Here is a 16405-nt window from a genome sequence, read left to right on the forward strand (position 1 = left end):
TAATGATAACTATTATTATTCAATAATTACGAGAGTCTCGATATTATATCGTCAAATTTGCAATCTCTGTGTTCAATATGTCAAACCATTTGATTCTATCTGGTATTCACAAGCCAACTAAAATATCACCGCTAACCCGAGCAATTCAGCTTACCTTAACCTGTCTTGCCACACAAGCAACTTTCGCAGCAGATTCAGATAGCCATTCTGTGAACACATTACAGACCATTACCCTTCAAGCTGAAGGTAACTGGCTGGAAAATGCTAATGCTGAAAAAGTTCAAAAACATGCAGGGGCACGCACAATTATCGACCGTAAACGTTTAGATGAAGTTGCGGCAACGTCCATTAAAGATGCACTGAAACAAGTTCCTGGTGTCCAAGTCCAAGAAAATAATGGTACTGGCGGTAGTGACGTTTCTTTGAATATTGGTGTTCGTGGTTTAACTTCACGTTTATCCCCTCGCTCAACCGTATTACTTGATGGAGTACCGTTATCATTTGCACCTTATGGTCAACCTCAACTTTCACTTGCTCCTGTATCATTAGGCAATATTGAATCTATAGACGTTGTTCGTGGTGCTGGTTCCGTACGCTTTGGACCACAAAATGTGGGCGGTATTATCAACTTTGCTACGCGTGCAATCCCAAAAGATTTTGCAGGCAATGTAAGCTTAACCACTGAATATGCTTCTGGCACAGATCAAACCAAACTTAGCCCAAGTTTATTTATGGGTGGTACTCTCGATAATGGTTTAGGGCTTGCTTTGCTTTATTCAGGGACCAAAGGCAATGCTTACCGTGAAGCTAACAATCAAATAGACATTGATGATGTCATGTTAAAAACAGCATACCAAATTACAGATGCCGATGCTGTAGCGCTAAATTTACATCATTATGAAGGTCGTGGAGAAATGCCTGAAGGTTTAACTGCAAAACAATATGCAGAAAACCCATATCAATCCAACCAATCACAAAGCTATTTTGCAGGTCGTCGTTCAGATGTGTCTTTGCGTTATACCCATCAAGATGAACGAAATAATTTTGAATTATTAACCTATTATATTGATTCATTCCGTACGAGTAATTTGGGAACAAATCAACAACGTCAGGATGGTACTCCGTTCAAACGTTTAGACAATGCTCCTCGAGATTATTCTGTATTTGCAATTGAACCTCGTTTTTCTCGCGCTTACTCAATTGGTAATACACAGAGTGAAGTTACTATCGGCTATCGTTATATGGATGAAGATAGTACTGAGTTTGCGGGGCGTACAGATTATGCTATTGATGCTCAACCCGGGAAATTCATCGCACGCACATCGAGTAAAGGTGGCACTAAAGCACATGCCTTCTACATTGATAACCGATTCGATTTAGGCAATTGGGTAATTACCCCTGGTGTCCGCTTTGAATCTATTGATACGCACAATAATTTTAGCGCCTATAAATCTGGTAACTTACTGAATACCGTAAATCCATCCATTCAATCTGATGAATGGTTACCAAGTCTGGCAATTATGTATAAAGCCACTGATAACTGGAATATATTTGCAAATGCGGGCGTATCTTTTGGTCCTCAACAATACAATCAGTTAGCAACCACAAACTCAAAAACAGGTATAGCAATTTCTACTTTAGATGGTCTTTCACCTGAGAAATCCAATAACTATGAGATTGGTACAAAATATTTAGGTAATGGTTTAAATGCAGAATTAACTGCATTCTATTTAGACTTTAATAAAGAATTAATTCTAGAACGTGATGCCCTTCAAAATGGCTATTGGACCGATTTAGGTGCAACTAGCCATAAAGGTGTTGAACTTGGTCTGGCTTATGACTTTGCTTACCTCGCAGATGCCTTAGAGGGACTCAAAATATATAGCAATTACACCTTCACTAAAGCTGTTGCTGAAGCAGGCAACTTTAAAGATAAAGATCTTCCATTTTATTCACGTCATACAGCCAATGTGGGTTTAGGCTATAAAGTTAATCAATGGACTGTCAATGCCGATATGTTTGCACAATCGAAACAACATTCTCCAGGAAACCAAGAGTCTGGTATTTATCAAATTATAGAATCTTTGGATGGTAAGTACGGGGATATTCCAGGTTACTCAACTTTTGCAGTACGTACAGCCTATGACTTTGGTGAGCAATACTACGGTTTAAAAATTGCTGGCGGTATTAAAAATGTGTTCGATAAACAATATTTCACACGTTCTACCGATTCGACTGGCGGTAAATATGTTGGGCAACCACGTACTTTCTACCTACAAACCTCATTTGACTTCTAAGCTGAATAATACGTAAACGACGTAAGTTTCTTGAAATAAAAAAAGACTACAAATCTGTAGTCTTTTTTTATTTCAACGGGATGACAGAATTATTACACTTTACGCACTTTGCATACATAATCCGCTTTCATGTCTCTTTCTGAACTCAATCTCACGCTCTTTTCATTCATCAATGCATCTTCAGATGCTAGCGACTTAAAGATTAATTTTGCGATTTTTATTGCGAATGACCTGTTGTATTGCATGATTGCACTTTTTGCTTGGTTTTGGTTACGTGGTGACTATCAAATAAAGAAACAAATTCTTAAAGCTTTTATTTTTACCAGTATTGCGCTTTTCATCAGTCAATGTATTTCACACATCTACTATCACCCACGCCCTTTTGTGATGGATGTTGGACGTACCTTGATTTATCACTCACCGAATGGCTCTTTCCCTAGCGATCATATGCTCATTTTTAGCAGTATTGCTTTTTCTTATTTCTTTTCAACTTACCGTAAACTTGGCATTTTCTTAATTATGCTGGCTTGGTTAGTTGCATGGTCACGCATTTATGTAGGTGTTCATTTCCCTTTAGATATGCTCGGTGCCTTTGTACTGGCTTTTGCGCTGAATTTGTTTGGTTTAACGCTCTGGAATCGCTATAAAGAAAAACTGATGGAATGGGTACTGACGCTTCATTTCTATGTATTTAGACCACTGATTCAAAAAGGCTATATTAAATAACTTGGTCTTAAAATAAAAAATCCCGCTCTAAAGCGGGATTTTTTTAAATTTTTTAGTAAATTGCCATATGATCGCGATGAATCATCTCAAGTGAACGCGCTTCACCCAGAACTTGATAAACCTTGTCTGAAGACAAACCTTTAACCAATTCTGCCGAACGCGAACTGAAATTAACACGTCCAACCGCGACACGATAACCAGAAGGGTCAACACACTCTACAACATCGCCACGGTCAAAATGCCCTTCAACCGCTTTCACACCAACAGGTAATAAACTACGATGATTATCTTTAATGGCTTTAACTGCACCATCATCTAAAATTAGACGTCCTGCAGTTTGCAAATGTGCGGCCAACCATTGCTGATGCGCGGTAATACGGTCATTGTCCGTGATAAACAAAGTGCCAAGCATTTCACCTGCCATTAAACGGGCAAGTACTTGATCACTTTCACCACTCGCTATCAGGGTTGGACAACCCGACTTTGCCGCTAGTCGTGCAGCACGAACCTTGGTCAACATACCGCCACGACCAAACTTACCACCACCACCTGCCATATCAAACAAGCTTTCATCTAAAGCCCGTACGGTATGGAACAGTTTCGCATCAGGGTTTGAGCGTGGGTCAGAATCAAACATGCCTTGCTGGTCTGTTAAGATAATTAACAAATCTGCATGGACTTGACCTGCAACCATTGCTGCAAGCGTATCATTATCACCAAAACGAATTTCATCAGTTGAAACTGTGTCATTCTCATTGATAACTGGAATCACACGCCAATCAATTAAATTTTGCAAAGCATCACAAGAGTTTAAATAACGACGACGATCCGCAAGGTCATCGTGGGTTAAAAGCACTTGCGCTGTTTGAATACTGTGCTGTTCGAGTACACTTGACCATGTATGGATTAAACCCATTTGACCAATGGCAGCACATGCCTGAAGACTTGGTAGATCGGTGGGTCGATTCTCTAGCTTCATTCGAACCATACCTTCAGCCACAGCGCCAGAGGAGACAAGAATAATTTCATGTCCAGCTTGGTGTAAATCTGCAATTTGTTTCGCCCAATGCGAAATTGCATCTAAATCTAAACCTTGCCCATTCGCTGTGAGTAAAGATGATCCGATTTTAACAACGATACGTTTTAAAGCCTTGAGCTGACGTTGCCCATCTACCACTTCTATCATCTTGTCCTCAGTTACATGTTGTTCGCTTGGAAATTAACGAACGTAAAACACTTCCATATCGCCATCGTCGCCATCATCATCGTCCTCATCATCATCGCCCAATAGGCCAGCAAGACGCTGTTGACGACGCATTTCACGATAAGCTTCTTTAGCGGCAATGGTTTGTTCACGTGTTTCAGCTTCTAGCTGCTCACGGAATGCTTTCACTTCTGCTGCGTACTCAGGATCTTCAACTTCGCGTTCACGTTGTTGTTCGATTTGATCCATGAGGTAATAAACCACTGGCTTTGTCCCTTCTGCCAGCAAACCAGAAGTTTTAAATACTGGACCTTTCCATTCTAATTCTTCAAGAATGTGGTTACACCATTCTTCACTGGTGTCTGGTGCAAGTTGATCTAACTTATTAAGTACCAAAACCACTGGAAGTTTCGCCAAGGTTGGAGAAAATTTCTTTAATTCTTTGATGATCGCCTTAGCATTATATGCAGGATCCGAACCATCAATAGGCTGTACATCTACAATATGTAATAAGATACGCGTACGTGCCAAATGCTTTAAGAAACGAATACCAAGACCTGCACCTTCCGAAGCACCTTCGATTAGTCCAGGAATATCCGCCATGACAAATGAACGGTGACGATCTGCATCGACAACACCTAAGTTTGGTACCATCGTAGTAAATGGATAATCTGCAACTTTTGGTTTTGCTGCTGAAACAGCACGAATAAAGGTTGATTTACCCGCATTTGGCATACCCAATAGACCAACGTCTGCCAATACTTTCAACTCTAAACGAATTTCGCGGAATTCACCTTTAAAACCATGCGTACATTTACGCGGCGTACGGTTGGTTGATGATTTAAAGTGTGTATTTCCTAAACCACCATCACCACCAGAAGCCACTAGAATTTTCTGACCATCTTCAACCAAATCGCCAATAATATCGCCAGAGTCGGTATCTACAATGGTTGTACCAACTGGAACTTTGAGAATGACATCTTGTCCGCCACGACCAGCACAGTTTGCGCCTGAACCATTTTTACCCCGTTCTGCACGGAATTTACGGGTATAACGATAATCTACCAGTGTGCTCGTGTCGTCGTCAGCTTGAATATAAATGCTGCCACCACGACCACCATCTCCACCATCTGGTCCACCAAAAGGTACAAATTTTTCACGGCGAAAACTGGCTACGCCATTGCCACCGTCGCCAGCCTCTACGGTAATGACTGCTTCATCAACAAAGCGCATACTGCCAATCCTCTAAAATCTTTAAAACCGCTTATTCTGCCACATTTTAAAGAATTTCTCGAATAGTATTATTCAACTAAATATGAATTTCACACATTATTTTTATAGGCCTAGTTATTTTTATACTTGTTTTACATTAATTTATACACAATGAACTTAAGCATAGTTGAAACATTAAACTTTAATTTAATTAAGATTCTTAAGATAGAGACTAATCTCAATGCGGCGTAATGCCTAAAGTTAAACGACCAAGTACATCAGTTATTTAAATGTTTACTTTAGGTTTCTGCTCTAAGATTTCAGATAAATTTCGCTCTATCCAGAAAATTAACTCATTCACTTTTTCCGCAGCCTGCGAGCCTAAAATTGTCAATTGATATTCAACCTTCGGTGGCACAATCGGATAAACTGTCCGTAGAATAAAACCATCCTGCTCTAATGTTTTCAGGGTTTGAGACAGCATCTTTTCGCTAATCCCCTCAATTTTTATTTTTAATTCACTAAAGCGGTGTACACCTTCACTTAAACAATGCAACACCAACAACGACCATTTACTGGAAAGATGCTCAAGTATTTCGCGTGATGGGCAAGCAGTTGAAAGAACTTGCCCCAATAGATTACTGGTTGCATAGGTACTCATGTATTCCCCTTACTTTAATCAGCTTACTTTTCTTATACGTACTTTCAATAGGTAAGCTACCAGATTAATCTTTAACCATCAAGGAAGCGTTGCATTCTTTACTCAAGGATGAATATTCCGTACAGGCAAATGCATATTCAGTTCTAAATTGGCTGAGGTTTTTCGTACGGCATTGTACATGGTGGCATTAAAACTTGCGATGCGCTCCATCTTCATTGGATCATTCAAGTTGAGTTGTGGTGCAAAATGATGAGCGACGTGTAAACCAACAGGTTCATTAAATTCAAAATACACGGGACCATCAAATTGAATCTTCACAGGAATGGTATACTCTCGCTTTAAATGGAAAGGTACGTCCAATTTAACTGGAATATTTAATTTCAGAGGGAATTGAGGCAACAAACGATTTTGATAAATTAAATCTGTAGTCGTTTCCACAGGCATCAACTGATCAATACGGATCATGGTTTGATAGTCAAGATTCACAGTAATCGGCGTTTCGACTTCAAACTGTAAAGCGGCAAGATATTTTCCTTTTAACGGCAACTCCAATTGCCGATCAATATCAATTTTTGTATTCAACTGCCCTTTAGAATGAATATCCAAATAATTGCCCACGTGAATTTGAGTCGGCAAAGATGTTGGCAATATAATTTCGGAGCGGTGTGCTGAAATTTGCATCGATGCAATCACATTCAAGTACAACCAAAATAAAAGCGCAATCGTAGCGACCAACCCAATAAAGCTCAAACACCAAAAGCGATAAGAAAAACACACCTGCTTATCCCTCCTATTCAGCTCGAACCAACTGTGGTTGTTCGTACTGTGGAGACGAAAGTTTTACAGTATTTAAAGGGACTTTTAGTTGTCCATTCTGAATTTTTACGGGCAAGGTATTTTTCACATCTACGGTGGCATTTAGGGCTGTCTTAATGGGTACATTTAATTGCCCTTGCACTGGTATTTCGGTCTTTAACGTTGCATTTAAAGGAATATGCAGATTTTCTTTCAATACCGTTCGCACAGGCGCATCAAATTTCAGATGTACATTTTGTTCTAATGGCACATCAATCTGAATCGGCACATCAAGATTGATCGGGATTGAACCTTTTAACGGCAGACTAATATTTTTCCCCATGATCATCACATTTACCCACGTATCGATGGGTAAATTTTGCTGCACTTTCAGAGCTTCTCGCACAGGAATCATGGTTTTAATTGGCACTTGATTATCAAAATACACACGCGGGGTAAGTGTCTGCACCAGTGGAATCTCAAGCTGTTCGTTAATTGGAATTTCAGCGCGAATTCGCCCAGAGACATCCACATCTAAGGCATCATGTATTTTAACTTTGGCCTGTAATGGCTCTTGCAAGTCAATATTCACAGCTTGATTGTTCAGAGGAATATAAATACTGAAATGTTGAAAGATCCAAATTGCAAGTAAGACACCGCTGAGGGTTGCTAGACTCAAAAATGCCAAACCAGCAAGCACTTTTTTTATTTGCAATGACTTAATCCTTTAAGTTCGTTTTTTAATAGACTCAATTCATTTGAGCCGTTCTATCGACCATTGCTCTCTTTAATTCCAATCGAGTAATGATCACATTTATTTTGAGATGAAAAAGCGACACTAACATAGCGCGTTTCGCTTAATACTACTAATTTTGTCGGAATTATGGCATTGACCTAATATGAATGCATCTTATTATTTTGGTCAATTCAAAAAAGAATGTCGGGAGTTTTGATACAAAAAAAAGAGCTTCATTTCTGAAGCTCTTTTTCCTTAACCGAACAAATTATGCATTTGTTTCAGCAGGAACTTTTGGATAGCTTACGCCGCCCATTTGTTCAGCAATACGTAATACTTGGCAGCTATAACCCACTTCATTGTCATACCATACGTATGCAGTTAAGCGGTTGCCTGAAGTAATCGTTGCCTGTGCATCAAACACACCCGCAGTACGTGAACCGATGAAGTCAGAAGATACAACTTCAGTTGAGTTGGTGTAACCAATTTGACCTTGAAGGTTTGAACTGATTGAGATTTGACGGATGTATTCGTTTACTTCTTCACGATCCACTTCTTTATCTAAAGTTAAGTTCAAAATCGCAAGTGAAACATTTGGTGTTGGAACACGTACAGAGTTACCTGTTAATTTACCTTGAAGTGCTGGAAGTGCTTTCGCAACTGCTTTCGCCGCGCCAGTTTCAGTAATTACCATGTTCAAAGTAGCCGCACGACCACGACGATCCGCTTTGTGGTAGTTGTCAATTAAGTTCTGGTCGTTTGTGAACGAGTGAACTGTTTCAACGTGACCATTTAACACTGTGTATTTGTCATGTAATACTTTCAATGTTGGTGTGATTGCGTTGGTTGTACAGCTTGCAGCTGAGATGATTTGGTCTTCATCCAGAATGTCTGCTTGGTTTACACCAAACACCACGTTTTTCATCTCACCTTTACCAGGTGCAGTTAAAATTACGCGTGCAGCACCTGGGCATTTAAGGTGTTGTGCAAGACCTTCTGCATCGCGCCATTTACCCGTGTTGTCAATCACTAACGCATTGGTAATACCATAAGCAGTATAATCAACTTCAGTTGGATTAGACGCATAAATAACTTTGATGAATTGACCGTTAGCAATAATTGCTTCGTTTTCTTCATCTACAGAAATAGTGCCAGAGAATGGACCATGAATTGAGTCACGACGCAATAAAGACGCGCGTTTCTCTAAATCACCGTCAGATGACTTACGAACTACAATTGCTTTTAGGTTTAAGCCACGACCAAGACCAGACTGACCAATCATTAAACGTGCAAGGATACGACCAATACGACCAAAACCGTAAAGGACAACGTCACGACCTTCTACTGAAGTCGCACGACCTTCTACAGATTTAACAGCTGCTGCAACAAATGCATCAACATCGCCACCTTGCTCTTTAAATGCAACAGCTAATTTGCCTAGATCAATTTCAGCAGTACCGATATTTTCAATTTTAGCCAACGCTTGAAGAATTGGGAACGTGTGTACAACTGAAAGCTCAACGTCCATCATACGAGTGAAACGGTGTGCTTTTAAAATTTGCATAACTGAACGGTTAACTAAAGAACGTCCAAACACTGAAACCACAATATTTTTTTCTCGGTAAAGCTGACCGATCAAAGCGATCATTTGTTCCGCGATTTCTTCACGGTTTTTCCAGCGACCTTGGTGTTCTGCGTGTAGGGCGATGATAGTCTCTTTGCTCACAGATACGTCCTCTAATTAATTTAATCTAAGCATAAATTTTAAAACCCAACGATTGTAAAGGATTTAGCGCCAAGTTTGAATCAAAAGCTGGTTCAGTCGCTGCTATTTTCCTACATATTCATTATAAATTTACAAAATAGTTGTAATTTTTATGATGATTGTACTTTTCCTACCAAATTTTAATAAAACTGACTTTCTTTTCAACCACCAAAAGAGAACATGAGAATCCCTTCATTTTGTGGACTCTTAGCTAGCCTAAACGCCCTTAATAGAACAACTAATCTTGATCATTTAAGCGTGTTTCTGCTTTATCAATATTACGGACGAGGTTTTGTTTCTGACGCTGTTGTTTATATAGATGTAAACACCCTTCAAGCACCAATACAAAAACTGCACACCAAATTGGGATGTAAGTCAGCCATTCTTCTGGCGCAACTTGCTCACCCAAAGCAATTGATGCTGTCGCCAATAATACGGGTTCTAAATAACTAAGCAGACCAAATAAAATAAATGGTAAAAAACGGCTCGCTAGAATATAACTTCCTAGGCCAAGTGCACTTAAAAAACCCAAGCCGATAATGGCCCAGATTAGATGCGGGTAGTGCGATATGACCCTTAAAGCTTCTGCATCAGATAATAGATAAAAAGCGACTGGAAGAATTAAAAACAAATCCCACCAAAAACCACCCAAGTGATCGGATTTAAAGCGTCGGCGTAAATAAAAATATAAAGGATAAGCCAAGGCAACATACCATGTTTCCCATGCGACACTACCTATACGCCAAATCTCATGGATAACACCCAGTGCCGCAAGAATTACAGCCAACAGTTGCCAACGGGAAAGTTTCTCTTTATGCAAGACACAACCAATCAGCACCATAACCAAAGGCAGTAAAAAATATCCTAACGATACCGCTAACCCTCGCCCATTGATTGGTCCCCAGAGGAATAACCATAACTGTGAGGTACATAACAGTGAACTGATGAACAGCCAAAGGAGATAAATTGGATTTTGGAGTACTTTTTTGAATAATTCAGCAATAAGCTTGAGTTCGCCTGACCACCACATAAACAAGGTTAAAAAAGGCAATGTCGACAACATACGCCAAGCAAAAGTCTGCTCGCTATCTAAAGGTTTTAAAAATTCTGTATAGCCGTAAAGCACGCCAAATGTGACGGATGCCAATACCGACAGTGCTACGCCTTTATACATCTTTTCACCCAAACTATTCGCTGGGCTTAGTATAGCGATAAGTTAAATAAAATACGTCATGATTAGAATAACTTTCACACAAGTCACAACTTTGAATGTGTTCGGATAATGTATCTTCAAAATTTATTTTAAGTCTTAAAATTATTCTGCTTTGCCTTTAGTGTGTGCTGTTCGAATTAAATCACTCAAATCATAGCCCAAGCTTTTAGCATATTCTAAATATTCATTCATAACTTCTGGTTTTACTTCTGGTTTACGTGACAGTACCCACATATATTTACGGCGCGGCTCGCCGACTAACACTGTTTGATAGTCATCATCCAGTTTCAAAATCCAATAATTGCCTCGTGCAACAGGGATCCAACGCACAGCTTCGGGTAAAAAGCTGACTTGTAACTTCGAATTAAATGGCGGATTTTGCACAAAGGCTTCACCTAAAGCTTGCTGCAAAATCCCCTCTTTAGAATAACAACGGTTATCCACACTCACATTGCCATTTTCATTTAAGGTATAGGTCGCAGATACATCACGCGCACATTTATTTTGAAAGTACATAGGTTTCCGAGCAATCTCGTACCACACTCCCAAATAGCGGTCTAATTCGACTTTTTCAACCACAGGCATGGGTTTGGTTTGCGCATATGCCAAAGTCGCAGCCCCCAACCCCACTAAAATCGCCCCACCAATGACTATTTTTGTTATACGCCAACTTGCTTTAGGAAGATGATTTTCACTCATAACAACATCCTTTAAACGATTGATCTGGACCAAGCCCGAATGTAATTTCTTTAGAAAATAACGGGCTTTGATCCTACACACTGTAGCGTTATGTAATGATTTTGCTGCAAAAAGTTTGTGACTTTATTGCAACAGCTGTGCTTTCAAACGCACAATTTCATCACGTAAACGTGCTGCTTGCTCAAACTGCAACTCTTTCGATGCTTTCAACATTTCTTTTTCTAGTTTAGTAATATGTTTACTAAATAATTTCGGATTCGCCAAAATATGCTGTTCATCCGCCGATAAGGCTTGTGCCTGATCTGCAATATTGGCTTCAATCTGATCATCACTGAGCACTTCACCTGTGTCAATTTCTTTGACAACCTGACGCACAGCGCTTCGTGGTGTAATCCCGTGTTCTAAATTAAACTCAATTTGTTTAGCACGACGACGGTCTGTTTCGTCAATTGCCTTTTGCATAGAGTCAGTGATACGGTCAGCATACAAAATCGCTTTACCTTTTAAATTACGTGCAGCACGACCAATAGTTTGGATCAAAGAACGTTCTGAACGCAAGAAACCTTCTTTATCAGCATCCAAAATTGCCACCAAAGACACTTCCGGCATGTCTAAGCCTTCACGTAACAAGTTAATCCCGACCAACACATCATGGATACCTGAACGCAATTCGTGAATAATTTTAACGCGCTCAACCGTATCAATATCTGAATGTAAATATGCAACTTTCACACCATATTCTTTTAAATATGAGGTCAAATCTTCCGCCATTCGCTTGGTTAATGTTGTCACCAAAACACGTTCATTGAGTTCTTTACGGATATTAATCTCAGACAGTACATCATCGACTTGTGTCAATACTGGACGGATTTCAATTTCAGGATCAACTAATCCTGTTGGTCGCACCACTTGTTCAACCACTTGTTCCGATTTTTCCAATTCATACTTTGCTGGGGTTGCGCTCACATAAATGGTACTCGGAACAATGCGCTCCCATTCCTCAAATTTCATTGGACGGTTATCTAGCGCACTTGGCAAACGGAAGCCATAGTTCACCAGATTCTCTTTACGCGAACGGTCACCCTTATACATAGCGCCAATTTGTGGCACAGTCACATGTGATTCATCAATAATTAACAAGGCATCATCAGGCACATAATCAAATAAAGTGGGTGGTGCTTCCCCAGATGGTCTTCCAGATAAATGACGCGAATAGTTTTCGATGCCATTGGTATAACCCAACTGCTGCATCATTTCCAAATCATAACGGGTACGCTGTTCAATTCGCTGCGCTTCTAGCAATTTGTCGTGTTCACGGAAAAATACAAGACGATCTTTGAGTTCTTCTCGAATGGTACCAATCGCACGCTCAAGATTATCTTTGGGTGTTACATAATGGCTTTTCGGATAAATAGTGACACGTGGGACTTTTCTAATCATTTTTCCTGTTAATGGATCAAACCAACGGATGGAATCGACTTCATCATCAAACAGTTCAATTCGAATCGCATGTTGATCCGATTCGGCAGGGAAAATATCAATAATTTCACCACGGATACGATAAGTCGCACGTAAAAATTCCAATTCGTTACGGCTATATTGCATTTCAACCAGACGACGAATGATGTCATCTCGGTTCATTCGATCGCCCTGTACAATATGTAACAACATGCTCATATAGGCATTCGGATCACCCAAACCATAAATAGCAGAAACCGAAGCGACAATAATGGCATCGCGGCGCTCAAGTAAAGCCCGCGTTGCAGACAAACGCATCTGATCAATATGATCATTAATGGCAGCATCTTTCTCAATAAAAGTATCTGAAGACGGCACATAAGCTTCAGGTTGATAGTAATCGTAATAACTGACGAAATACTCAACCGCATTATTCGGGAAAAATGCTTTAAATTCGCCATAAAGCTGGGCTGCAAGTGTCTTATTATGCGCCATGATAATAGTGGGACGTTGCGTCCGAGCAATCACGTTCGCCATGGTATACGTCTTACCAGACCCTGTTACACCAAGTAATAATTGATTGCGATAACCTTGCTCAACACCATGTACCAGCTTTTCAATTGCCTGTGGCTGATCCCCAGCAGGTTGAAACTGAGTCACCAAATCAAAAGGTTGTTGGTTATCTTGCACAGGTTTTTGACGCTCTTGCATGGTTTCCATCTTCGGTACACTTATGACTTAACATAGTATGGGGGCAGTTGAGCAACATGCAATAAGCATTGTTAGACTTTTACATGAAGCATGTTCGAATATTTCACATCTACTTCAAATGATGCCTAAAAATAATCTGTTTAAAAAAGCATAGCCTGCTACTTGACCCATGCCCTATTCAGTTGCAACATGAATCAATAATGATGATTAGATAAAGTACTTATGCGCTACCATTACCACGATGAAACAATTGTAAAAAGTTTACCTGAAGATACCGTGTTTGTTTTTGGCAGTAATCTGGCGGGTACGCATGCGGGCGGTGCTGCTAAAATTGCCTTATTACATTTTGGTGCCATGAAAGGTTCAGGACGTGGCTGGGCTGGTCAAAGCTATGCCATTCCCACCATGAATGAACATTTACAACAAATGCCACTATCCCAAATTCAACATTATATTGATGATTTTAAAATTTATACCAAGCATCATCCTAAAACCAAATATTTCATTACTTCCGTAGGTTGTGGTGTTGCAGGTTATAAAGTTGAAGAAATTGCACCAATGTTTAAAGGCATTTCTCATAACGTCATTTTCCCTGTTTCATTCCGTCCTTTTGTAGAACAAGCTTTACCTAAATTACGCCAAGCATTCTTAAAAGCTGTTTTGCAAGATCACGTTATTTTCCCGAACAAACCACTTGATCAAGTGATTGAACAGCTTCCATTGGCAGAAAATGAAAAAAGTCTGGCACAAATCATTTTAAATACACCAATGTATCCAACCGACAGTAATGGGCGAGATCGTATTTTTGAAATTGAAGATATTTTGCACCGATTAGATGCACAAGGCTTCAAGGTCGATTCACCTTTAGAAAGTCGCATGGTGATTGGCGGTGTAGTGCTTGCATTACTTGAACTTTACAACATCAATGAACAGGATTTCCTCGATGTCTGGAATCATCAACGCGAAATAGCAGCACCTAAACCTGAGAATAAAGCCCGAAAAGCAGCTCACTAATTCAACTGTATTAATATGGGGTTGCACTGAAAATGAGTTCAGACAACCCCATTTTATGGCAAATTTAATGCCAAAATCATCACCAATTTAGATTTAATGCTTTTATTAATCACATGATTTAAAAATGAAAAAATTATCCCTATACTAAGTTCAACTTAAATAATAAATACGAGCAATCCATGGAATTATTAGATTCCTCAATTTTTGAATTATCCCCCATCGCCATGTGGCTAGAAGACTTTAGCGAGGTCAAAAAACAATTTGATCTCTGGCGAGCACAAGGTATCCAAGACCTCCAACACTTTTTACTCGAAGATGAATCTCGCGTATTAGACTGCGCACGTAAAATTAAAATTCTACAAGTCAACACCAAAACTTTAGAGCTCTTTCAAGCACATGACTTGGCTCACTTACAACAAAATCTGGATCTCATCTTCAAACAAGACATGGCCAAAACTCATATTCAAGAATTAATCAGTTTATGGGAAGGTCATACTGAATTTATCAGTAGTACAGTCAATTACACCATTTCAGGACAACGCTTAGATATTCAGTTACGAGGTACAGTTATTCCTGGGCATGAAAATGATTTATCACTACTATTAATCACAACAGAAGATATCACACCATATAAAACAGCCTGTCGATTAGAAGAAAAAAACCGATTACTTGCTGAATCAAGGTTTAAATATTCTCCAACCTCTTTGTGGGTCGAAGATTTCAGCCGAATCAAATATCGTCTAGATCAACTCAAGCACATGGGCATTCAGGATTTTCAAACCTTCTTAGATGTACACCATGATTTTATTCTGCAATGTATTCAGGACATTATTATCATTGATGTCAACCAAGCAACGCTTGATTTGTTTGGCGCGGCTGACAAAGATACTCTATTCAAAAATACCCATAAAATTTTTGCGAAAGAAATGGTACAAACGTTCCGTGAGCAATTAATTGAATTATGGAATGGCAACATTCATCATCAACGGGAAGCCGTAAATTATGCCCTTGATGGCAGTATCCGACATGTCTTACTACAATTTACCGTTTTCCCAGACTACAAAGATGATTGGAGCATGGTGCAAGTTGCTCTGACCGATATTACAGCAAGAAAAAAAGCCGAAAATTATCTGGAATATTTGGGCAAACATGATGTCTTGACCAAACTTTACAATCGCTCATTTTACACCGAAGAAATGAATCGCTTGGAACGTAGTCCTTTACGTCCAGTCTCCTGCATTTTTCTGGATATGAATGGCTTAAAAGAAGTAAATGACAGTTTAGGACATGACGTTGGTGATGGACTACTTCGACGCATGGGCGGTATATTAAATCAGCTCATTCAAAACACTTTATATTCTGCTTCCCGAATAGGTGGTGATGAATTAGTGGTACTTTTGCCAGGTGCAGATGAAGCAGCCTTACACAACTGCTTGCAGAGTTTACAAGAACTGCTACATGTCGATAATCAATTTTATGCCAGTCAGCCAATTAGCTTATCGATTGGACATGCAACTATCAAAGCACATGAACGTATTGAAGACATGCTTAAACGTGCAGACCAAATGATGTATCTAAATAAAGAACAGTATTATGAGCACAATGAACGTCGCACACGTTAATTTTGTTCATAAAAAAAGAAGTGCATGTGCACTTCTTTTTTTAACGTTTACCCATCGAACGTCGTGTACCACGTGGAGGCATCCAAGTTCGATCTGCATATTGCTCAGGTTTAGGACGCACCTGATTATGGGCAGCGGAGTCTGACGATTGCTCATCAGTTGCTGGCATTGGGAATGGGAGTTTCACCAATGGCTTATTCGTAGGCTGTTGCTTACTCATGACCATGACTCAAATAAAATCTGACAGTAGTTTAAAGTTTTTTACGCTCAGTTGCGAGTGACTTCCTACCAC

The 16405-nt window shown here is 39.6% G+C and carries 14 protein-coding genes; 4 read left to right on the forward strand and 10 right to left on the reverse strand.

The window, feature by feature from the left end:
• The first annotated feature begins 77 nt into the window (after window positions 1-77).
• The gene (locus I593_RS06695) at window positions 78-2297 is read left to right on the forward strand and encodes a TonB-dependent receptor family protein (RefSeq protein ID WP_016166814.1); all 2220 of its coding nucleotides are present in this window, start codon (window positions 78-80) and stop codon (window positions 2295-2297) included.
• A gap of 129 nt (window positions 2298-2426) precedes the next feature.
• Window positions 2427-3023, forward strand: a complete 597-nt coding sequence (locus I593_RS06700) for a phosphatase PAP2 family protein (protein WP_016166815.1) — start codon at window positions 2427-2429, stop codon at window positions 3021-3023.
• Between the two features lie 52 nt (window positions 3024-3075).
• On the opposite strand, the gene proB is transcribed toward I593_RS06700, so the two are convergent.
• From proB to uvrB, 9 genes are all read right to left on the reverse strand, one after another.
• Window positions 3076-4209 (reverse strand): glutamate 5-kinase, encoded by a 1134-nt coding sequence (gene proB / locus I593_RS06705; RefSeq protein WP_016166816.1) that lies wholly within the window; start codon window positions 4207-4209, stop codon window positions 3076-3078.
• Between the two features lie 33 nt (window positions 4210-4242).
• Window positions 4243-5460, reverse strand: coding sequence for an Obg family GTPase CgtA (gene cgtA / locus I593_RS06710; RefSeq protein ID WP_016166817.1), 1218 nt, complete (start codon window positions 5458-5460; stop codon window positions 4243-4245).
• 265 nt (window positions 5461-5725) lie between these two features.
• Window positions 5726-6100 (reverse strand): winged helix-turn-helix transcriptional regulator, encoded by a 375-nt coding sequence (locus I593_RS06715; RefSeq protein WP_016166818.1) that lies wholly within the window; start codon window positions 6098-6100, stop codon window positions 5726-5728.
• Between the two features lie 102 nt (window positions 6101-6202).
• A complete protein-coding gene (locus I593_RS06720; RefSeq protein ID WP_016166819.1) occupies window positions 6203-6877 on the reverse strand; it encodes a hypothetical protein in 675 nt (224 codons plus the stop codon).
• 13 nt (window positions 6878-6890) lie between these two features.
• Window positions 6891-7610 carry a hypothetical protein gene (locus I593_RS06725; protein ID WP_016166820.1) on the reverse strand — a complete coding sequence of 240 codons (720 nt, stop codon included), beginning with the start codon at window positions 7608-7610 and terminating at the stop codon, window positions 6891-6893.
• 289 nt (window positions 7611-7899) lie between these two features.
• Window positions 7900-9357 (reverse strand): glyceraldehyde-3-phosphate dehydrogenase, encoded by a 1458-nt coding sequence (locus I593_RS06730; RefSeq protein ID WP_016166821.1) that lies wholly within the window; start codon window positions 9355-9357, stop codon window positions 7900-7902.
• A gap of 277 nt (window positions 9358-9634) precedes the next feature.
• Window positions 9635-10570: an EamA family transporter RarD gene (gene rarD, locus I593_RS06735; protein ID WP_016166822.1), complete on the reverse strand. Its 936-nt coding sequence runs from the start codon at window positions 10568-10570 to the stop codon at window positions 9635-9637.
• Between the two features lie 141 nt (window positions 10571-10711).
• Window positions 10712-11308, reverse strand: coding sequence for a lipocalin family protein (locus tag I593_RS06740; RefSeq protein WP_016166823.1), 597 nt, complete (start codon window positions 11306-11308; stop codon window positions 10712-10714).
• 123 nt (window positions 11309-11431) lie between these two features.
• Window positions 11432-13477, reverse strand: a complete 2046-nt coding sequence (gene uvrB, locus I593_RS06745) for an excinuclease ABC subunit UvrB (protein WP_042069012.1) — start codon at window positions 13475-13477, stop codon at window positions 11432-11434.
• 222 nt (window positions 13478-13699) lie between these two features.
• On the opposite strand from uvrB, the gene I593_RS06750 reads away from it, so the two are divergent.
• Together I593_RS06750 and I593_RS06755 are read left to right on the forward strand one after the other, a co-directional pair.
• Window positions 13700-14491 carry an A1S_2505 family phage non-structural protein gene (locus I593_RS06750; RefSeq protein ID WP_016166825.1) on the forward strand — a complete coding sequence of 264 codons (792 nt, stop codon included), beginning with the start codon at window positions 13700-13702 and terminating at the stop codon, window positions 14489-14491.
• A gap of 179 nt (window positions 14492-14670) precedes the next feature.
• Window positions 14671-16113 (forward strand): sensor domain-containing diguanylate cyclase, encoded by a 1443-nt coding sequence (locus I593_RS06755; protein WP_016166826.1) that lies wholly within the window; start codon window positions 14671-14673, stop codon window positions 16111-16113.
• A 40-nt stretch (window positions 16114-16153) separates the two neighbouring features.
• Here the strand turns inward: I593_RS06755 and I593_RS06760 are convergent, their stop codons facing one another.
• Window positions 16154-16333, reverse strand: a complete 180-nt coding sequence (locus I593_RS06760; protein ID WP_016166827.1) for a hypothetical protein — start codon at window positions 16331-16333, stop codon at window positions 16154-16156.
• Window positions 16334-16405 lie beyond the last annotated feature (72 nt).

Origin of the sequence: Acinetobacter tandoii DSM 14970 = CIP 107469, from assembly GCF_000400735.1 — a bacterium.
GTDB classification, from domain to species: domain Bacteria; phylum Pseudomonadota; class Gammaproteobacteria; order Pseudomonadales; family Moraxellaceae; genus Acinetobacter; species Acinetobacter tandoii.